This window comes from Clostridioides sp. ZZV15-6388 (assembly GCF_020657755.1).
Taxonomy (GTDB): Bacteria; Bacillota; Clostridia; order Peptostreptococcales; family Peptostreptococcaceae; genus Clostridioides.
Genome location: NZ_JAGWCU010000001.1, coordinates 24,582 through 45,870 on the forward strand (window position 1 = coordinate 24,582; position 21,289 = coordinate 45,870).

Sequence of the window (21,289 nt, forward strand, 5' to 3'; positions counted from 1 at the left end):
ATTTTTTTTAGAAAATAGAGCAAGCTATATTTTAAATAAATACAATGCTTGCTCTATATGGTATAATAATAAGTAATGCAAAAGATGAGGTGAAATTTGTTTATGAATAAAAAAGTAATGATAGGTATGAGTGGTGGAGTAGATAGCTCTGTAGCTGCATATCTTTTAAAACAACAAGGATACGATGTCATTGGTGTTACTATGAAATTATGGCAAGACGATGACGAAGTTGAAAATGAAGGTGGTTGTTGCTCTTTATCAGCAGTTGAAGATGCTAGAAGAGTAGCAAATAAAATAGGAATACCATTTTATGTTCTAAATTTTAGAGAAGTATTTAAAGAAAAAGTAATAGATTATTTTATAGATGAATATTTAGAAGGAAAAACTCCTAATCCTTGTATAGCTTGTAACAAACATATAAAATTTGATGATTTTTATAAAAGAGCTAGACAAATAGGGTGTGATTATGTGGCTACAGGTCACTATGCAAAAATAGAAAAAGATGAAGATACAGGAAGATATTTATTAAAAAAATCTGTTACTGATAAAAAAGACCAAACTTATGCACTTTATAATCTTACACAAGAACAATTAAAACATACACTACTACCAATAGGTGATTATGAAAAGGATAGAGTAAGAGAAATTGCTAAAGAAATGGGAATGGCAGTCCACAATAAACCTGATAGTCAAGAAATTTGTTTTGTTAAAGATAATGACTATGCAAATTATGTAAAAAAACATTCTGAAAAGCGTATTGAAGAAGGTTTTTTTGTAGATACTAAAGGAAATGTACTTGGAAAACATAAAGGTATACTATACTATACAATAGGACAAAGAAAAGGTCTTGGAATTACTTTTGGAAAACCCATGTTTGTAGTAGATATAAATCCAATAAATAATACTATTGTCCTTGGAGACAATGAAGAATTATTTAAAAAAGAACTTATTGCAAAAGATGTTAACTTTATATCAATAGATAAATTAGAAGAACCATTAAGAGTTCAAGCCAAAATAAGATACTCAGCAAAACCATCGCCAGCTACTATTTATAACATAGGAGAAAATACTATTAAAATAGTATTTGATGAAGCTCAAAGGGCTATTACAAAAGGTCAATCTGTTGTAATGTACGATGGAGATATTGTCGTAGGTGGAGGAATAATAGAGAAAAGTTTATAAAAATCTCTAAGAAACTTATAAAATAAGTAATATAGTCTATAAATCTAAAATAAAGTTTATAAAATAAATTTATTGTATATGAAAATATAGTATTGATTAATTTTGTAAAATTTAGTAATATAATTATTATATTAATTAAAAACAAATACAGTGATAAGGAATAGTAAAGTATTTGATGTCTTACAGAGAGAGGGAACATGCTGAAAGCCCTTAGAATAAAATATTTGAAGCAGCCTTTTAGTAGCAATTTTGAACAATGTACCTTGAATTAAAAGGTAGATTTAAGTAGAGATTGACGGTAGTTACGTTATAGCTAAGGTTTTCCGAAGATATCATAATTTTTTATGATAATTAGGGTGGTACCGCGATTGTCCTCGCCCCTATAAATTTATTTATAGGGACGAGGTTTTTTATTTAAACGAAAAAATATAATTTATTAGGAGGAACATAATATGGAAAAGATGGGACTAAACGAGATAAGAAGTAAGTTTTTAGAATTTTTTGAGTCAAAAGGTCACTATGTAGCAGACAGCTATTCTTTAGTACCTAACAATGACAAGAGTTTATTGCTTATAAACTCAGGTATGGCACCTTTAAAAAACTATTTTTCAGGTGTAGAAGTACCTCCAAGTTTAAGAATGTGCACATCTCAAAAATGTATAAGAACAGGAGATATAGAAAATGTAGGTATAACTGCAAGACATGCTACTTTCTTTGAAATGATGGGTAACTTCTCATTTGGAGATTACTTTAAAAGAGAATCAATTAAATGGGGATGGGAATTTGTCACAGAATGGCTAAGCATACCAGAAGATAAAATATGGGTAACTGTATATGAAGAAGATGATGACTCTTATGATATATGGGCAAAAGAAATGAATTTCCCAGAAGATAGAATGGTTAGACTTGGTAAAGATGATAACTTTTGGGAGATAGGTACAGGTCCTTGTGGTCCTTGTTCAGAAATATATTTTGATAGAGGAGAAGAATATGGATGTGATAATCCAGACTGTAAACCAGGCTGTGATTGTGACCGCTACCTAGAATTCTGGAACCATGTATTTACTCAGTTTGATAGAGATGAAGAAGGAAACTACAGTCTATTAGAAAGTAAAAATATAGATACAGGTATGGGTCTTGAAAGAATGGGATGTATCATGCAAGGTGTGGACACTATCTTTGAAGTAGATACTATTAAGTCTATATTAGAAGCAGTTGAAAAATTAACAGGAGTAAAATATGGAGAAAATCCAAAAAATGATATATCAATAAGAATAATAACTGACCATATAAGAGCTGTGACATTTTTAGTTAGTGATGGAGTACTTCCATCAAATGAAGGAAGAGGCTATGTTCTTAGAAGACTTCTTAGACGTGCTGCTCGTCATGGTAAACTATTAGGTGTAAAAGAATTATTCTTACAAAAACTAATAGATGAAGTTATAAAGGTAAATGATAAAGCATATCCAGTTTTAGTTGAAAAAGAAAGTTATATTAAAAAGGTTGTTGGAATAGAAGAAGAAAAATTCAATGAAACTATAGACCAAGGAACAGAAATATTGAACTCATATATAGAAGTATTAAAGAATGAAGGAAAAGCTGTTTTAAGTGGTCAAGAAGCCTTTAAACTGTATGATACTTATGGATTCCCTATAGACTTAACTAAAGAAATTTTAGAAGAAGAACATTTATCTGTAGATGAAGAGTCTTTCAATGAAGAAATGGAAAAACAAAAAGAAAGAGCTAGAAATGCTAGAGGAAATATGGATGGAGAAAGTTGGAAGGAAGACCCTCTATCAAAATTAGAGTCTACTATAGATAGTATGTTTAATGGATATAGTGAATTATATGGTGAAGGAACTATTGAAGCTATAGTTAAAGATGATGAGTTAGTTCAAAATGCAAAAGAAGGTGATAAAGTATCTATAGTACTAGACAATACCACTTTCTATCCTGAAGGTGGAGGACAAGTTGGTGATTGTGGATTAATAACTAATGAAAATTTAGTAGTGGAAGTATTAAATACTAAAAAAGGTGCTAATAATAGTATAAAACATATAGGTATAATAAAATCAGGAAAAATAAGCAATGGAGATAGAGTAAAGACATTAGTAGATAGAGACGTTAGAATGTCTGCTGCAAGAAACCATAGTGCTACACATTTACTTCATAAAGCATTAAAAGAAGTATTAGGAGAGCATGTTAATCAAGCTGGTTCTTTAGTTACTCCAGATAGATTAAGATTTGATATTACTCATTTTGAAGCTATATCAAATGAAGAATTAAAAGTGATAGAAGAAAAAGTAAATAATGTTATTTTATCATCTTTAGACATAAAATGTGATATTATGAATATAAAAGAAGCAAAAGAAAAAGGAGCTACAGCACTATTTGGTGAAAAATATGGTGATGAAGTAAGAGTAGTTTCTATGGGAGATTATTCTACAGAACTTTGTGGAGGAACTCACTTGACAAATACTTCTCAAATAGGAATGTTTAAAATCTTGTCTGAAGGTGGAGTAGCAGCAGGAGTAAGAAGAATAGAAGCAATAACAGGAAAAGCTGTTTATGAATACTTAAAAGAAAAAGAAGGAATTATATCTGAAGTTTGTGTAAATTTAAAATCTAAAGAAGATAATTTAATTCAAAGAATAAGTTCTTTATTAGAAGAAAATAAAAATTTATCTAAAGAATTACATGATATAAAGACTAAAATGAGTTTACAATCAGCCGATTCTATTTTTGATTCTAAGCTTGAAGTAAATGGAGTTAACTTAATAACTAATAAATTTGAAGGTATGGATATGGATACACTAAGAGAAACAGCAGATAATTTAAGAGATAAGCTTGGATCTGGTGTAGTAGTATTGGCAAATATAGTAGATGATAAAGTTAACTTTGTAGTTACTGCTACTAAAGATGTATTAGATAAAGGAATACATTCAGGTAATATAGTTAGAGAAGTTGCAAAAATAGCTGGAGGAAAAGGTGGAGGAAGGCCTAATATGGCACAGGCAGGAGCTAGTGACATATCTAAGGTTGACCAAGCTCTAAGCTATGCAAGTGAGGTTATTAAGACACAAGTTAAATAACATTCACTTAAGGAGGGTTTTAGTTTGGAAAAAGATTTAGACTATACTATGAAATTTGAAGGAATACCAGAAGATAGAATGAGTGTGGGAGACACAATAGATTTTGTATATAAAGCACTAGTTGAAAAAGGATATAACCCTATAAATCAAATTATAGGGTATCTCCTTTCTGGTGATTCTAGTTATATAACTAGTCATAAAAATGCAAGAGCTATAATTAAAAAATTTGAAAGAGATGAGATACTTGAAGAAGTAATCACGCACTATCTGAATAGAAAGTAGGTCAAATAAATGAGAAAAAAGATTATGTCATTGTTGGCAGTAGTTATTATGATTTTTGTATCAACTGCTAGCTACAGTTCTGCTGAAGAAAAGGGCAAAGTCATATTTATTGATATGAATAGGACCAATCTTGGAAGTATGTTGAAGGTTCCAATCTTAAAGAGTGAGCTAGAAAAAAGAGGTCATATAGCTCTTATGAATATAAGAGGGGATCAAGGTACTGATGATAGAAGGTCTTATGCTAGTATGGGTGCAGGAACAAGAGCTGATGTAACTACTGAAGACTATATCAATTTTCAAAAAGTAGACCAAGATACTGCTAAAACTTTTGAAGTTGCAACAGGTCAAAAAGCTAAAGAGATAAATAATTTAAGTATTAATAGGTCAATAAATGAAAATCTAGAGTATGGAGAATATGGAGCAAGCTTAGGTTCATTAGGAAAAACTTTATCAGAAAATGGGCTAAAAACCTCAGTAATTGGAAATGCTGATATAATTGAAAATAATCAATTGGTTAAAAATAGAAATTTATGTTTAGTTGCTATGGATCAATATGGAAGAATTGATTCTGGTAATATTGATGATATTAACAAAAAAGATTCTAAGATGCCGTTTGGAATAGCTACGGACTACGATAAGTTATTAGATGAAACTAAAAAGTCTTATAAAAATAGTGATGCTATATTTGTAGAACTTGGAGATACATATAGATTAGATATGTATAGATTGAATCTAAATGATAATACTTATGCTGCAATGAAGAAAAATATTGTAAAAAATATAGATAAATACCTTAAAGAAGTATTTTCTATGGTTGGAGAAAATGATACTGTTTATATATCAAGTGCTTTTCCAAGTGATTTAGATTATAAAAATAAGAGAAGACTATCTCCAATAATAAAATTTAATGGAGAAGGAAAAGGTCTATTGGAGTCTGCTACGACAAGAAAAGCTGGTATTGTTGCAAACTTAGATGTTGGAGTGGACATATTAAATGAATTTGGTCTTAAAAATGATGAAATGGTAGGTAGAAGTTATTCTTTGGTTGACAGAGAAGATAATGCTAATTACCTACAATCACTTTATAAAAAGATAGTATCTATATCATCTATAAGGTCAAGTATTATAAATGGATTTGTAGGTGTAATATCTGCTTCTTGGGTAATTGCAATGTTTGCAATATTCTTTAGAAATTATATGCCACATAAAGAGCGTGTATTCAAAGTACTTAAGGAGTTTATAAAATTGGGTATAATAATGCCTCTGTCATTTATGCTGGCTCCTTTAATGAATTTTAAGACCCCAATTACAATATCTTTGGGAATATTTGTAACTACACTAGTGTTATACTTATTAGGTCGAAAGTTATTTAAAGACAATGATATAAAACATATGGGATTTTTTGCAACACTGACTATTTTAGTAATAGTTATAGATTCTGTATTTGGAACATACTTAATGCAAAATAATATAATGAGTTATGATGCTGTTATTGGTGCCAGATACTATGGTGTAGGAAATGAGTATGAAGGTGTAACCATAGCAAGTGCAGTATTTGGTTTAGCAGTTTTATTACATTACAAGAAGGTTTCTAAGCCACTTGTTGTAATATTTTCATTAATAATACTTATAACTAGTGCATATCCTTCTATGGGGGCAAATGTTGGTGGAGCGATATCAGAATGTGTAGCATATTTGTTGTTTATAATGCTTATATATGATGTTAAACTAGACATTAAAAAAATTGCATTATTAGCTATTTCAGCTGTAATTGTTGTTTGTGCATTTGCAGCTCTAGATATAATCTCTGGTAGTGAATCTCATTTAGGGATGTTTGTACAACGAATTTTCTTAAATGGACCAGGGGAGATATTACAGACATTTGGAAGAAAAATTCAAATGAATATGCAGTTAGCACAGACAAGTGTATGGGTAAATATTTTACTTGTGGGAATTGGTGTGATTGCAGTACTTATATTTAAACCATCTAGACATTTTAGAAAGATAATGAATAATTTCCCAATTTTATTCAAAGGATTCATTGCATCTATGGTTGGTTGTATAATTACTCTTTTAGTTAATGATTCTGGTATAGTTGCTGCATCTACAGCATCTATATATATACTTATACCACTTATAATAATAAGCATAAACATGATAATATTTGAAAAAAATAACTAAAAATTTTTTAATGCATATATGCTTTGAATAAAAAATTGCAATATGATTATTAATGTAAACCAAACAGCTTACATCAAAAATTCATATTGCAATTTTTGTAATTAATAAATGTATATGTTTTATAAAATAAGGTAAATAAAAGGAGAAAATATGTTAGATGGAAGAATAATGGGTCTTGATGTTGGAGATAAAACTATTGGAGTTGCTGTAAGTGATTTAATGGGATTAACTGCACAAGGTATAAAAACGGTAAGAAGAGTTGGCAAGAAGAAGGATATTGAAGAATTAAAAGCTATAATAAAAGAAAAACAAGTAAATAAAATTGTGTCAGGATTACCAAAAAATATGAATGGTACTTTAGGACCACAAGGAGAAAAGGTAATTAAGTTTTGTGAATTATTAAAAGAAGAAACAGGAATTGATGTAGATTTTTGGGATGAGAGACTTTCTACAGTAGCAGCAGAGAGGTCTTTGTTAGAAGCAGATGTTAGCAGACAAAAAAGAAAAAAGGTTATAGATATGTTAGCAGCAGTAATAATTTTACAAGGATATTTAGATTTTAAAATAAATTCATAAAAGAACTATAAAATTGAATACTTATGATATATAATATAAATAATAAAAATAAAAATAAAAATAAATTTGAGGTGAATGACATTATGGAAGAAAATATAATAAATTTAATTGATGAAAATGGCGTAGAAAGCCAATTTGAAATAATATTAACATTAGAAGCAGAAGGAAAAGAATATGCAATATTAATGCCTTTAGATGATGAAGAGGCTGAAGAAGCTTTAATATTTAGAATTGATGAAGATGAAGAAGGAGAAATACTAATACCTTTAGAAAGTGATGAAGAGTATGAAACTGTTGTAGCTGTATATACTGCTATAATGGAAGAAGAAGGTTTAAATTACGATGAAGATGAATCAAATGGACTTAACTAGGTAAATAATTAAGTTTGTATATAAAAAATCAGGTATTTTACTGTATTTACTTTAATTAAGAATTATTAATTGTAAAAAGTATTTATAGTATATATCTGTTTTTTTATTTTTTATTAAAAAATTTATAGATTTTGGTGAATAATATATCTTTTATGGGTATATATTTATATTATGAGAAGAAATTAAATTTTTTCAAATGTCTTGACAAAAAAAGAATTATCAATTACAATATTACTTAATAAAGATTATCAATTGAAAATAGTAAGGGTGATGTTATGGCAAACACAATGGATTTATTAAAAGACAAGTTAAAAGAAACTGGTTTTAAGATTACGCCACAAAGAAGAGCAATAGTTGAGATATTGCTTCAACATGACCATTCACATTTAAGTAGTGAAGAAATCTATGATTTAGTTAGGGTTGACTGTCCTGAAATAGGTCTAGCTACTGTATACAGAACAATGCAGTTATTAGACGAAATAGGATTAATATCAAAACTAAACTTAGATGATGGGTGTATAAGATATGAGATTAGTCTACATAAAGAAGACTGTCATAATCATCATCATCTTATTTGCAAAAATTGTGGAAAGATAATGGAAGCTAAAGAAGACCTTTTAGACAATATAGAAAAAGAAATACAATCATTGTACAAATTTAAAATACTTGATCATGATGTTAAATTTTATGGATTATGTGATGAGTGTAATAAAATGAGTGATTCAGAAGAATAGTTCTTCTGTAATTTAATGTCGATGGAAGAATAGTATAGAACTTTTATATTCTATGCTATTCTTCCATTTTTTATTATAAATTTGGATATATAGTATAAAGATAAATAGCTTTAAAGCTTTTTATAATTTTAATATTGAAAATATAATTAATCCTATAAGTATGAAAATAAATGATTTTTCTATAAAATTACTAAATGGTCCTCCGACTGTTAAAAATCCTAAGGAAATCTTTTTTTCACTTAGTGGATAAAAAAGTGGTATTCCTTGTTTTGTAAATAAATCCCCTAAAAACATATGGCTTGCATAGCCAAGTGTTCCATAAAAAGATAAATTATTAATACTAGTGATTAATTCTATTTGTTTTAGTAAAAAATATATTATGATGGTTGCAAATATACTATGAGAAAAGCTTCTGTGCTTTAGCCAGGGAAAAATTGACAACATTAGACAAAAAATTATAAAATATATTTCAACTTCTACGATGTATAAGCATATAGCTAATAGTATAAATATTAATGATAGAAAGATTTTCCTCAGAAATGTATGGGTTAGTTTTGCCTCAATAATTATAATTGCAACAAATGTAATTATTGCACTTAAATAAAAATTATCATTTATATTTATTGAAATAAAGAAAATAATAATATTAATAGCGTATATAAAAATTCTATATATGTATTTGGATATATTGTTTTTTAGAATGAAATTTGAGACCATAGAATTAGATTTATCCAAATCGGGCAGTACTGCAAAAGTAGCTGAAACTAAAATATCTACTAGAGATATAGGAATTTTAAAAATTAAAGATGTCTGGATAGCTGTTAAAATTCCTATTGCACAATGAGTTTTACCACGCATAAATCCTCCTAAAATATCAGATATTAAATCATATAATATTTAGAGGATATCAAAATAAAATAGGTTTGTCAAAATAATACGTTAAATGTATTTTAAATATAGCTTAAAATATGATACGAATTATGGTACAATAAGAATAACTGGTAGCGAGTGCGTGATTTGATATTATTTAAGATTGTAGAACGTGTTAAAAAATTAAATAGACAGAAGGAGATGATGCAATTGTTCAAAAAGAACACCAACAAGATAAAGGTAATGGCTTTAGGTGGACTTAACGAAGTTGGAAAAAACATGACTGTTGTTGAGTATAAAGATGAAATAATTGTTATAGATGCTGGACTTAGTTTTCCAGAAGATGAAATGTTAGGGGTAGATATAGTTATACCAGACATAACTTATTTAGTCAAAAACAGGGATAAAATAAAGGGTATATTTATTACACATGGACATGAAGACCATATAGGAGCTCTTCCATATATACTAAAAAAGATAAATGTTCCTGTATATGGAGCGAGACTTAGTATAGGTCTTATACAAGTAAAATTGAAAGAACATAAGATGAATAATGTTAAGTTAAATGTCATAACTCCAAGACAAGTTATAAAGCTTGATAATATGGAAGTAGAGTTTTTGAAAAATAACCATAGTATACCAGATGCTTACTCTATTGCAGTACACACAGACCAAGGGATAATATACCATACAGGAGACTTTAAGATTGATTTAACTCCAATTGATGGTGATGTTATGGATATGCATAGAATCTGTGAGTTAAGCAAAAAAGGAGTTCTTTTAATGTTAGCAGATAGTACTAATGCAGAAAAACCAGGATTTACTATGTCTGAAAAAACTGTTGGAGTAGGTCTTGATGAGTTATTTGCAAAGGGAAATGGTAGAAGAATTATAGTTGCTACGTTTGCATCTAACATACACAGATTACAACAAATAATAAATACCGCTGAAAAGTTTAATAGGAAGGTTGCTATATCAGGTCGTTCAATGGTAAATGTAGTTGGAGTTGCCAAGGAATTAGGATATTTAGATATTTCTGATGATATGCTAATAGATTTAAATGATATATACAAGTATGAAGATGGCGAGTTAGTGATAATAACGACTGGTTCACAAGGTGAACCAATGTCAGCTCTTGCTAGAATGGCTTTTTCAGAGCACAAAAAAGTAGAAATAAAGAGTGGCGATTTAGTGATAATATCCGCTCATCCAATACCAGGAAATGAAAAATTAATATCAAGAGTAATAAACTTCTTATTTGAAAAAGGAGCAGAAGTAGTATATAGTGATATAGCGGATATACACGTTTCTGGACATGCCTGTCAAGAAGAATTAAAGCTTATACATGCATTAGTTAGACCAAAGTTTTTTATGCCAGCTCATGGTGAATATAGAATGTTAAAAAGACATGCTGAAATAGCTGAACAACTTGGTATGGACAAGGAAAATATTTTTGTCATGCAAACAGGAGATGTTTTAGAGTTAGATAAGAACTCTGCTAAAGTAGCAAATCGTATACAAACAGGAAACATACTAGTTGATGGATTAGGTGTAGGAGATGTAGGTAATATAGTCTTAAGAGATAGAAAGCATTTATCAGAAGATGGTCTTATGATAGTTGTAGTAACTATTTCTAAAGATGAAGGTAAAGTTTTAGCAGGTCCAGATATAATATCTAGAGGCTTTGTGTATGTAAGAGAGTCTGAAGATTTAATGGATGGAGCAAAGGATATAATCAAAAACGTTCTAAACGAGTGTGAAGAGAAAAATATTAAAGAATGGGCTTATTTAAAGAATAACATTAAAGAAAACCTAAAAGAATATTTATATCAAAAAACTAAGCGAAATCCAATGATACTTCCTATAATAATGGAAGTATAGGATATAAAGTTTATAAAATTGAAAAGTAGACCTCTTGTAATTTTTAAAATGATATCAAAAAATTAAATTGATATCATCTTAAGAATTACAAGGGGTCTTTTTAATATTGAAAAATTTACATATTACATAAAATACCAATTATAACAATCTTTTATTAGTAAAAACTACTTATATATAAATTTTATTAATAGGAGGATATTTATGGATAATATTTCAAAACAAAATGCTAGAAAAGCTTTAAAACAAACTAAGATGGAAATAGCAGGAGAATATGGAATGAATTATGAAGATGCCTTTGAAATAATAGAAAATGCATCTAATAAAGGTGTTTTAGAAGGTTATTTTAAAAAGCTTGAAAAGAAAAAAAATTTAGGTCAAGGTATATCTAGGCATTTAGAATAAAAAAAGTTAATTGTGAGAAAATAAGTTTAAATAAACTTTAAGAGGTGACATCTATGAAAAAATTAGCTAGTACTGCTTTGGCTATATTACTTGCATTTACTCCTTTGAGTTTTTCTTTTGCAAATAGTAAGGACAATGCTGATGCCAACCAACTAAATATATCTTCAAAATCGGCAATTTTGATGGATGTTGGTAGTGGACAAATTTTATATGAAAAGGATGCTCATAAAAAGCTTCCTCCTGCCAGTGTAACAAAGGTAATGACAATGTTACTTATTGTAGAAGCTTTGGATTCAGGTGATATTAAACTTGATGATGAAGTACAAGTGAGTGAAACTGCATCTAGTATGGGTGGTAGTCAAATATTTTTAGAGCCAGGAGAAACTCAAAAGGTTGATACTTTATTAAAAGGTATAGCTGTTGCTTCTGCAAATGATGCCTGTGTAGCTATGGCTGAACACTTGGCTGGAAGTGTTGAAGGATTTGTTGATAGGATGAATTCTAAAGCAAAAGAGTTAAATATGAATGATACTCATTTTGCAAATACAAATGGACTTCCAGTAGCAAATCACTATACATCTGCTCATGATATAGCTTTAATGTCTAGAGAATTATTAAAACATGAAATGATAAGCAAATACTTAACTACATGGATGGATAAGGTTGTAGTAGGTAAAAAACAAGTTACAGTAGGTCTTGCAAATACTAATAAGCTTATAAAGCATTATCAAGGAGCTACTGGTGTTAAAACTGGATTTACTCAAGAAGCTAAATATTGTCTATCAGCATCAGCAAAAAGAGGTAATACTCATTTAGTTGCGGCAACTTTAGGTGCAGAAACTTCTCCCGAAAGATTTAATGATGCATCTAGTCTTTTAAATTATGGATTTGCAAATTATGAAAGCGTTAAGCTATGTAGTAAGGGAGATAATATTGCTACACTTACATTAGATAAAGCTGATGAAAATAAAGTCAAATTAGTTGCTAAAGAAGACTTAAATGCTCTTATTAAAAAAGGAAGTTCTAAAAAGTTTGAAAAGAAAATAGAAATAGTAAAAAATCCTAAAATGCCAATTAAAAAAGGTACTGTTTTAGGAAAGATAAAGATATGTAAAGATAAAAAAGTAATAGGTGAAGTAGAATTAATAAATAATAAAGATATAAATAAGGCAAGTTACCTACAAATGCTTCAAAGAATAATTGATAATATGATATAATCACTTGTGATAAGATAAAACTATAATTCACATAAAAAATGCCCGTATAGAATTACTATATGGGTATTTTTATTTAGTCTATTAAAAGTTGTTATAATCATATGCTTACAATGATTATCTAAGTAAAGGCATACTACCTGTAAGTTTATTTACTTGCTTTTTATTTCCATATATTCCTATACCAAAATACTGTAGTTCGTCTTCTTGGACAGTGGCAATTTTTTGTGTGAATTCCTCATAAATATTACAACCTTGTGCAACATCTGAAAAATCTACAACAGTTAATCCTTCAAATTCAGGAGTATATAATTTTTTACGTAAATTCTTTATAATTTCTTTGTTTCCTTTTAAGATAGGTACAGGTATAGCAACAATTCCTAAATGATTATTACCTGTTTTGTCAACTACATCTGGACCTACTATTTCTGGAGTATACTTACCTAGTGTAACTCCCATTACCGCTGCTGTATTTGATATAATTCCCATTGGTAAATTTTCATCTATTACCATAACACATTTCACATTTTTATTTTCCATTTTTTAATTCTCCTTTTCATCTTCTTTAAAGTTATTTTTATCATTGTTTATAAATATATTTTGATATTGTTTAGGTGTAAGACCAATAAAGTTTTTAAAAAAATTTGTAAAGTGACTTTGGTCTACAAATCCTGTTTGTATAGCAGCATCTATGGGTTCTATTCCATTTTCTAAAAGTTTCTTAGCTTTATTTACTCGTATATTTTCAAGGTATCTGTAAGGTGTAATGCCTTTTAATTTTGTAAAATTACGAAGTAATGAGTACTTATTCATTTTTGCTAGATAACTTAACTCATCAAGTGCTATACGTTCAGCATAATTATTTTCTAAATAATCACAGACTATTTGAATTTCTGTACTTATTTTTTCTGAGTTAGACTGCAAAACTGGTTCTGTATATTCCTTTATTACTTGTTCAATTAGGAAAAAGAATATTTCTTCTTTTTTAAAATCTAATTGTTCTTCCATAATTATATGATGTAGTTCTTGTAGTAAAGGTACTAATTCACTACGAAATATTACCTGCTGATTAAACTTAGGTAAATAATTTTTCCCTGTAATTTCTAAGACAGCTTTTTGCATTATTTCTGGTTTAATATTAATACATCTATAATCAAGAACTTCATTATCTATTTGTTCACAAGTATGACTATCAAAAGGATTAAAAAGTAATAAATCTCCTGTGCTTGTAGTATACTTTTTGTTTTTGCATGATAAATATCTTTGACCTTTCTCTATAAAACCAATTACATAGTGTTCATGAAAATGGTTTGGAAAATTTTGCATGATACCTTTGAATCTATATGCTTCAACTTCTAATTCACTATCAAAACATACTGTGCGTTTTTCTTGTTTCACCTGAACAACCTCCTTTCATATTGTATAAAGTGTAACATATATTTTTTTGTACTTCTTGTATGATATTGACTAAAAACTAATAACAACTAAAAAAATGACAACTTAATTTTTTTAGTTGTCAAATTAAATAATATTTATATGTAATTTATTTTGCTAACCGATTAAAGCTTCTGCCTTTTTCTTTACAAATAGCTAGTTATTAAGTATTTATTCAGTTGCAATAACTTCGTCTAACATGTTCCCATAAGAAGCAAATTCTTTTATAAATTTTAATACAAGGGCTGTATCTGATTCAATTGTGTATATAAATTTCAGTTCATTATTTTCTACAGTACTATTCATTTTGTTACTCTCTTTATTTGTAATACACGGATAAGATAACAACAATGTCAGTTTATGTCAATATAATATTATACTACCAATAAGTGTAATTATTATATTTTTACAGCTAATATGATATAATAATAAAAGTTATAAAATAAAAAATGAATTTTAATTTTATGCCTGTATACACAATTATTATAATATAAAATAATTTTGATTATAAGTTATTTAATTGTTATAATAGTATTAAAAATTCAATTTAGGAGATGTACATTAATGTTAAGTATGAATATAGGAGAAATCGTAGCAAGTTTGGTTGGTATAGCCATGGCAATATCAATACATGAGTTTGGTCATGCATACTCGGCACATTTATTAGGTGATGATACAGCTAAGGCTTATGGAAGAATGACATTAAATCCTGTAAGACATGTCGACCCAATTGGTCTTTTGGCTATGTTTATTCTTAGAATAGGATGGGCAAAACCAGTCCCAGTAAATCCTAATAACTTTAAAAATTACAAGATAGGCAATTTGATAGTTTCACTTGCAGGTGTTTTCTGTAATGTTCTGACTGCTATAGTCTGTGTCATTATAAATAAATATGTGCACATGTATGCGATAAATACAATAGCTGAATATGTATTCTTATATAGTATGGGATTTGCTGCTTTTAATTTACTTCCTATACCTCCACTTGATGGATGGGGAGTTATATCTACACTTGTTCCATATAAATGGAATGAATATGTGTATAAATTTGAAAATATGAGTTATATAATTTTGTTGATTGCTTTATTTACAGGTATATATCAAATAATATTAACACCAATATATACCGTATTACTAAGAATAGTATATTTATTTGTTTAATAAAATAAACAACTTAAAGAGGGGTTAATATGAAGTATAATATACAATTACAAGTCTATGAGGGACCATTAGATTTGCTGTATGACTTGATAACTAAACATAAGATAGATATAAAAGATATATCAATTATAGATATAACTAAGCAATATCTTAATTATCTAAAAATGTTAGATAAAATGGATTTAGAGATAACTAGCGAATTTATAACTATGGCATCTAAGCTTTTAGAGATAAAATCTAAATACTTACTTTACAAACAAAAGGATGAAGAAGAAGACCCAAGAATAGAACTTATGGAGAAATTAGAAGAATATAGAAAATTTAAAATAGCATCACAAGATATAAGGGAAAATATAACTTATATTAATGAAAGATTTTATAGAACCAAAGAAGAAATAGTTATTGATGATAATGTAGATTTAGAAGATATATCAATAGAGGCAATAAAAAATATACTTCCATATATATTTAAGGTTAAAACATCACAAATTGAAAATACTAATGATGAAAAATTGGATAAAATAGTGAGAAAAAAGATAATATCTGTGGAAGAAAAAATAGTGTATATAAGAAATGTTATAAAAGAGAAAATAGAAGTTACTTTTACAAATATCATAAAATCATATGAAAATGATGAAATAATTGCTACTTTTTTATCTATATTGGAGCTTATAAAAGAAAAAGAAATAGTAGTGGTACAAGATATATTTTTTGATGATATTTTAATAAGAAAAAGTTCGGAGTGTTAAAATGAAAAGAGAAGATATAAAGTGTATTATAGAATCTATTATGTTTGCATATGGTGACCCAATAAGTATAAAAGAATTAAATTATATAATAAATAAAGAACTTTCATCAAAAGAGATAGAGATTATGTTAAATTTGCTTATTGATGAGTATAGAGAAAAAAATAGAGGTATTCAGATAATCAAATTGGAAAACAAATATCAAATGTGTACAAATGAAGATTATGCAGAATATATAAAAAAAATTATTGAACCAAAGAAAAAGAAAAGTTTGAGTCAAGCTACACTAGAGACTCTTACTATAATTGCATATAAACAACCAATAACAAAAGTAGAGATAGAAGATATAAGGGGAGTAAAATGTGATAAGGTGTTACAAACTCTATTTGAAAATCAACTTATAAGAGAGGCTGGTAGACTTAATAAAATAGGAAAACCAATAATTTATAAGACAACAGATGAATTTTTAAAGCTGTTAAATATAGAAAGCCTTGAAGAGTTGCCTGCTATAGAAACTTATCAAGAAGCAGTAACAAATGAATAAAATGTTATACAAAGATAATGTTAATTTTACAATAGAAATGTTAATTTTAAAATAAAAATATGAAGAACACAGTAATTTAGTTTATAGTTTTAAATTTTTTAGACGGTTTAAAATAATCTAAGTTATTGTGTTTTTTTGTGAATATAAAAAAATGGTTTTGGTAAAATAAATATGGTTAATTAAGTATAAATAGTAATTTTTTGATGATAATATAAACATGGAGATTAATGAATTACTTAATTTTAAATACTTAATAGTAGCAATAATTTTTATAATAAGTATAATTATATTGTTTTTAATGTCTCATATAAATATCTTATTAATAGCAGATATAAACAATAAAGATGTTTGTTTAAAACTTAATATAAAATACATGTTTGATTTAATAAATATAAATAGACAACTCTATCCAGCTGAAAATAGTAACAATAATGATAAAAAAGAGGGGATGAAGAATAATATAGACTCTAGTATATTATTGGCTGATGATCTTTTAAGTGTTTATAGACTATTAAAAAAGATAAAAATACATGAATTTTATTCAAACATTGATTTTGGAACTAAAAATATAAGTTTGACATCTTCTGTGTATGTATTAATAAATACTCTATATGGAAATTTATTTAATATAATTGATGCAGAAAAAATATATTTAAATGTAAATCCAAATTTTACAAAAGATTACTTTTTGGGAAATTTAAGGATACATATAAGGTCAAGAATAAAAGATTTATTTCATTTTATAATAATGGTTAATAAGGTTATGAATAAAAATAAAGGAAATTATAAGGGAGGTGATAGTAATGAGAGCAACAGGTTCGATACAAAGTCTTATGGAAACAACTCTTGAAACTATTAAAGGTTCTATAGATGCAAATACTATTATAGGAGACCCTATAAAAACAGATACTACAGTAGTTGTTCCTATATCAAAAGTAACAATTGGATTTGGTATAGGTGGAGGAGAGTATTCAAAAGGATATGATGAGAAAGATAAAAATATTGAAATAAAAAGTGAAAAAGCAGATACAAATTTTGCAGGAGGTAGTGCAGGAGCTATATCTGTACAACCAGTAGCATTTGTAGTAGTTGAAAGTGGAGAGACTAGAATAATGAGCTTAGATAGTAATATTAATCTAGTTGATAATATTCTGTCTATAACTCCTAGAGTATTAGAAAAAATTCAGAATATATCTCAAAATAATAAAAATACAGACAAGAACAATATGTAGTATAAGATTAGAATAGTTTTGAAAATAAAATATATCATTGAGTAAAATAGTGAGATTGATATAAGTCTCACTATTTTATAATGTAATTTAAATGTTTTTTACTTTATACCTAATAATATTTTAGTTTAAAACAATTTAAATGGATAATAAAGTTTATCTATAGTATAATTATAAAAAGAAAAGAAGTATTATATTAGAGATATATAAACATATTTGGGGGATAAGAGGGAGTCCCAATTATTAATTTTGAGGTGAATTTTATGAGTGATAAAGAGTTATCTATTTTGTTGTTGGAGAGTATGAATAACTTTCATAATTTAATAAAGATTATTAATAATGAAAGATATAAAAAAGGTAAAGTACTTACAGAAAGGCAATTTTTTGCTTTAGTAAGTATAAGAAAACATAATAAAATGGAACTTAAAAATTTGAGTAGAGATTTACATGTATCTACTTCTAGTTTGTGTATATTACTTAATAAGTTAGTTGAGCAAGAGTATGTATATAGGGAAGAAGATAGTAGAGATAGACGAAATACTTTTTATGGAATAACTGAAAGTGGAGAAAAAATACTAGATGATGAAATATTAAAATTTATATCTATAATAAGTGATAAAATGAACTGTTTAGATATAGAAAACAAAGATAAATTATTTGCTTCTTTGGAAGACTCTAGAAATATAATTGAACAATTATTTTAAAAAGGAGAATTTAATATGCATATAAAATGTTCTAAAGAAATATTAAAAAGTTTGGATGATGCTATAACTGTAGTTACTGTGTTTGAAGATGAGAATGTTTCTACAATGTTTGATAAATTAAATATTGTAAGTAAAAACTTCAGTGCTAAAGAAAATAACATAGAAATTGTGACATTGTTTGAAAATGACAATCTAATAGACCTTTGTTTAGTTGGTCTTGGTAAGAAAGAATCTTTAGATAAGGAAAAACTTAGAATCATAGGTGGCAACTTGTGTAAAAAAATAAAAGGGGTATTTAGAAATAAAGTATGTAAAAATAATGATATTAACATAATAAATGTTAATTTAGACATAGAGCAGATAGGTGCTTTTTCAGAAGGAATATTGCTTGGCAACTATAAATTTGATAAATATAAGACAAAAAGTGAAGCTTTTGAAGAAAGAGAAATAGATAATATAATTATATTTACTGAAAAAGAAGCAGAGTATGAAATAGAAAAAGCTAAAATACTATCTAATTCAACTATAATAGCTAGAGATTTAGTTAACGAACCATCAAATATAATATACCCAAAGACATTGGCAATAGAGGCAGTTAGACTTGGGGCAGAGTATGGATTTAATGTTGAGATTTATGAAGAAGAAAAAATAAAAGCATTGGGTATGGAAGCTTTTTTTGCTGTATCAAGAGGTTCAGTTAATAAACCAAGATTTATAGTAATGCGCTATTTTGGAGATGAAGAAAATACAGATATACTAGGTCTAGTGGGTAAAGGATTGACTTATGATACTGGTGGATATTCTTTAAAATCAAATGCATCTATGCTAGATATGAAAACAGACATGGCTGGAGCGGCAAGTGTAATAGGAGCTATGTGTGCCATATCTCAGAGTAAATTAAAGAAAAATGTTATAGCAGTAGTAGCTGCATGTGAAAATGCTTTATCAGGAGGTTCATATAAGCCAGGAGATATAATTAATTCTATGGCAAGAAAAACTATTGAAGTTTTAAATACAGATGCAGAAGGTAGACTTACATTAGCTGATGCAATATATTACATTATAAATAATGAAAAAGTGACAAAAGTTGTTGATGTAGCAACATTGACTGGTGCAGCTCTAACATTATTAGGGAATGTTGCAACTCCTGTAGTAACAAATAATGAGGATTTTTATTGTGAGTTGGAAAAAGCATCTACTTTATCTGGAGAAAGAGTCTGGAAGATGCCACTTTATGATGAGTTTAAAAATATGGTAAAGGGAGAAGAAGCAGACCTTAAAAATACTGGAGGTAAAAATGCTGGATGCATAACAGCAGGAGCCTTTATTGGAGAATTTGTTGGCAGTACTCCATGGATACATATGGATATAGCAGGTACAAGTACATCATCAAAATCAAAGGGATATAAATCAAAAGGAGCGACAGGGGAGCCTGTTAGGACATTGTATTATTTAGCAGAGATATAAAATTATATAATACAAAAACTATAGTTTAATGTGTAAAGCCACTTGGATATTTTTAAAACTTAAAAAATGTCCAAGTGGCTTTATTTATAAATTTAAATAAATTATTTACTCTTTTTCTTTTTTTCAAGGATAAAGGTATCTATATTAGATAAAAGAGGAAGTATGTACACAATGCTAGTAGCAAAAATAAATATGAAAATGGTAGTTGTATTGTAACTTAAAAAGCTATAGTAATATTGTGAATCAGTAAATGTATTTAGTAAAAATATAAATGAAAAGTAAATAAGACAAATTCCAAAATTATCTCTAAATGCATGTCTGTTAACTTTAAATTTTCTTACATCAACCATATAAATATTTGCATATATTATCAAACATTTAGAGAAGATAAATAGAAAATATATAAAGCTAGGGAATTCGTATCCTAAGTTTTTAGAAAAAATAAGTTCTCCAACAGAACAGACTAAACTCCAAGAAAAAAATATGTTAAAAAAATGATACTGTTTAAAAGCTAATATAGCTATACATATGTATATACAAATATGGCTAATTCCAATTGGTAAGGAATTCAAGGTGCTATAATTCCCTGAAGAAATAATTAAAATTTGTTCTAAAGCAACGACTATTACCATTAAGGTACAAAGTATTTTTTCAACTGTGTAACTATAGGGTAAAATATTTTTTGTTAGCTTTGGACAATGATATAGAAATAATCCGAATATAAAAAGACTTACAAACTGTTCACTAGAAAAAAGAAAAATTTTAAACATAGAGCATTCTCTCCTATAATAAATTAATATGTACCTATATAAATATATTCATCCTCTATCAATTTAATATATAAAAAATTTAATAAAGTTAAGATTTTATATAGAAATATTAAAGAGATAAAAATTTTTAAATTTAGTGGGCATATTGAAATCATGTCAAAAAATAAAAATATTTTTATTTATTAAAGTTTTTGGGAATAATAATAACAAATATTAGAACTAATTAACAGTTTTTGTAAGTATTTGACAATAGAGAGGGTGTAACAAATGGGAATAATAGAATCAGCATCAAAGTTAGCTGAGATAGTTCATTTATTAGCAATTGAAAAGGGGATAACAGATATAGAAGCATGGGAGGAAGCAGTAGAAGAATATAGTAAAATTTATGAAAATAAGAGAGAACAATATAGAAGTTAAAAATAAAATTTTGCTGACAAAAAACTCGTTAT

General features: G+C 27.5%; 22 protein-coding genes and 1 other annotated feature. Of the genes, 18 read left to right on the forward strand and 4 right to left on the reverse strand.

The genetic code is table 11. The features are described 5' to 3' along the window. The first annotated feature begins 102 nt into the window (after positions 1–102). The 7 genes from mnmA to KGF48_RS00140 all read left to right on the forward strand — a co-directional run bounded on the left by mnmA (position 103) and on the right by KGF48_RS00140 (position 8,418). Positions 103–1,182 carry a tRNA 2-thiouridine(34) synthase MnmA gene (mnmA, locus tag KGF48_RS00110; protein ID WP_227867620.1) on the forward strand — a complete coding sequence of 360 codons (1,080 nt, stop codon included), beginning with the start codon at positions 103–105 and terminating at the stop codon, positions 1,180–1,182. Positions 1,183–1,323: 141 nt separating this feature from the next. Further along, positions 1,324–1,567, forward strand: a binding site (T-box leader). A 67-nt stretch (positions 1,568–1,634) separates the two neighbouring features. Then, positions 1,635–4,274: an alanine--tRNA ligase gene (alaS, locus tag KGF48_RS00115; protein ID WP_227840398.1), complete on the forward strand. Its 2,640-nt coding sequence runs from the start codon at positions 1,635–1,637 to the stop codon at positions 4,272–4,274. Between the two features lie 24 nt (positions 4,275–4,298). Beyond that, positions 4,299–4,556, forward strand: coding sequence for an IreB family regulatory phosphoprotein (locus tag KGF48_RS00120; protein ID WP_003419418.1), 258 nt, complete (start codon positions 4,299–4,301; stop codon positions 4,554–4,556). A 9-nt stretch (positions 4,557–4,565) separates the two neighbouring features. Beyond that, positions 4,566–6,737 carry a hypothetical protein gene (locus KGF48_RS00125; RefSeq protein ID WP_227840399.1) on the forward strand — a complete coding sequence of 724 codons (2,172 nt, stop codon included), beginning with the start codon at positions 4,566–4,568 and terminating at the stop codon, positions 6,735–6,737. Positions 6,738–6,887: 150 nt separating this feature from the next. After that, positions 6,888–7,313 carry a Holliday junction resolvase RuvX gene (ruvX, locus tag KGF48_RS00130; RefSeq protein ID WP_227840400.1) on the forward strand — a complete coding sequence of 142 codons (426 nt, stop codon included), beginning with the start codon at positions 6,888–6,890 and terminating at the stop codon, positions 7,311–7,313. A gap of 83 nt (positions 7,314–7,396) precedes the next feature. Continuing rightward, entirely contained in the window at positions 7,397–7,684 is a 288-nt protein-coding gene (locus KGF48_RS00135; RefSeq protein WP_009889069.1) for a DUF1292 domain-containing protein, read from the forward strand. A 275-nt stretch (positions 7,685–7,959) separates the two neighbouring features. Continuing rightward, entirely contained in the window at positions 7,960–8,418 is a 459-nt protein-coding gene (locus tag KGF48_RS00140; RefSeq protein ID WP_227840401.1) for a Fur family transcriptional regulator, read from the forward strand. A 120-nt stretch (positions 8,419–8,538) separates the two neighbouring features. Here KGF48_RS00140 and KGF48_RS00145 read toward each other — a convergent pair whose 3' ends face one another. Then, positions 8,539–9,276, reverse strand: a complete 738-nt coding sequence (locus tag KGF48_RS00145; protein WP_227827181.1) for a metal-dependent hydrolase — start codon at positions 9,274–9,276, stop codon at positions 8,539–8,541. 216 nt (positions 9,277–9,492) lie between these two features. Here KGF48_RS00145 and KGF48_RS00150 point away from each other — a divergent pair, with 216 nt between their 5' ends. The 3 genes from KGF48_RS00150 to KGF48_RS00160 all read left to right on the forward strand — a co-directional run bounded on the left by KGF48_RS00150 (position 9,493) and on the right by KGF48_RS00160 (position 12,788). After that, the gene (locus KGF48_RS00150) at positions 9,493–11,169 is read left to right on the forward strand and encodes a ribonuclease J (RefSeq protein ID WP_227827473.1); all 1,677 of its coding nucleotides are present in this window, start codon (positions 9,493–9,495) and stop codon (positions 11,167–11,169) included. Between the two features lie 201 nt (positions 11,170–11,370). Beyond that, entirely contained in the window at positions 11,371–11,571 is a 201-nt protein-coding gene (locus KGF48_RS00155; RefSeq protein ID WP_227434199.1) for a CD1290 family small acid-soluble spore protein, read from the forward strand. Positions 11,572–11,624: 53 nt separating this feature from the next. Further along, complete coding sequence (locus KGF48_RS00160; protein ID WP_227434200.1) at positions 11,625–12,788, forward strand: D-alanyl-D-alanine carboxypeptidase family protein; 1,164 nt, start codon at positions 11,625–11,627, stop codon at positions 12,786–12,788. A 114-nt stretch (positions 12,789–12,902) separates the two neighbouring features. Here KGF48_RS00160 and KGF48_RS00165 read toward each other — a convergent pair whose 3' ends face one another. The 3 genes from KGF48_RS00165 to KGF48_RS20210 all read right to left on the reverse strand — a co-directional run bounded on the left by KGF48_RS00165 (position 12,903) and on the right by KGF48_RS20210 (position 14,525). Then, entirely contained in the window at positions 12,903–13,325 is a 423-nt protein-coding gene (locus KGF48_RS00165; protein WP_227434201.1) for a DUF2000 domain-containing protein, read from the reverse strand. A 3-nt stretch (positions 13,326–13,328) separates the two neighbouring features. Continuing rightward, entirely contained in the window at positions 13,329–14,183 is an 855-nt protein-coding gene (locus tag KGF48_RS00170; RefSeq protein ID WP_227827182.1) for an AraC family ligand binding domain-containing protein, read from the reverse strand. A gap of 207 nt (positions 14,184–14,390) precedes the next feature. Continuing rightward, positions 14,391–14,525, reverse strand: coding sequence for a hypothetical protein (locus KGF48_RS20210; protein ID WP_255287758.1), 135 nt, complete (start codon positions 14,523–14,525; stop codon positions 14,391–14,393). Positions 14,526–14,783: 258 nt separating this feature from the next. Between KGF48_RS20210 and KGF48_RS00175 the strand changes: the two genes are divergently transcribed. From KGF48_RS00175 to KGF48_RS00215, 8 genes are all read left to right on the forward strand, one after another. After that, complete coding sequence (locus KGF48_RS00175; RefSeq protein WP_227434204.1) at positions 14,784–15,380, forward strand: site-2 protease family protein; 597 nt, start codon at positions 14,784–14,786, stop codon at positions 15,378–15,380. 29 nt (positions 15,381–15,409) lie between these two features. Further along, the gene (locus KGF48_RS00180) at positions 15,410–16,129 is read left to right on the forward strand and encodes a segregation/condensation protein A (RefSeq protein WP_227827183.1); all 720 of its coding nucleotides are present in this window, start codon (positions 15,410–15,412) and stop codon (positions 16,127–16,129) included. Between the two features lies 1 nt (position 16,130). Continuing rightward, positions 16,131–16,670 (forward strand): SMC-Scp complex subunit ScpB, encoded by a 540-nt coding sequence (gene scpB / locus KGF48_RS00185; protein WP_227827184.1) that lies wholly within the window; start codon positions 16,131–16,133, stop codon positions 16,668–16,670. 217 nt (positions 16,671–16,887) lie between these two features. Beyond that, positions 16,888–17,520 (forward strand): DUF2953 domain-containing protein, encoded by a 633-nt coding sequence (locus tag KGF48_RS00190; protein WP_227867621.1) that lies wholly within the window; start codon positions 16,888–16,890, stop codon positions 17,518–17,520. Next, positions 17,474–17,902, forward strand: a complete 429-nt coding sequence (gene ytfJ / locus KGF48_RS00195) for a GerW family sporulation protein (protein WP_227434208.1) — start codon at positions 17,474–17,476, stop codon at positions 17,900–17,902. Before KGF48_RS00190 ends, ytfJ begins: the two co-directional genes overlap by 47 nt. 260 nt (positions 17,903–18,162) lie before the next feature. After that, on the forward strand, positions 18,163–18,603 hold the full coding sequence (locus KGF48_RS00200; protein WP_227839945.1) for a MarR family transcriptional regulator: 441 nt from the start codon (positions 18,163–18,165) through the stop codon (positions 18,601–18,603). A gap of 15 nt (positions 18,604–18,618) precedes the next feature. Further along, positions 18,619–20,070, forward strand: coding sequence for a leucyl aminopeptidase (locus tag KGF48_RS00205; protein ID WP_227867622.1), 1,452 nt, complete (start codon positions 18,619–18,621; stop codon positions 20,068–20,070). A 1,037-nt stretch (positions 20,071–21,107) separates the two neighbouring features. Then, the gene (locus tag KGF48_RS00215) at positions 21,108–21,257 is read left to right on the forward strand and encodes a hypothetical protein (RefSeq protein ID WP_227827188.1); all 150 of its coding nucleotides are present in this window, start codon (positions 21,108–21,110) and stop codon (positions 21,255–21,257) included. The last annotated feature ends 32 nt before the right edge of the window (positions 21,258–21,289 follow it).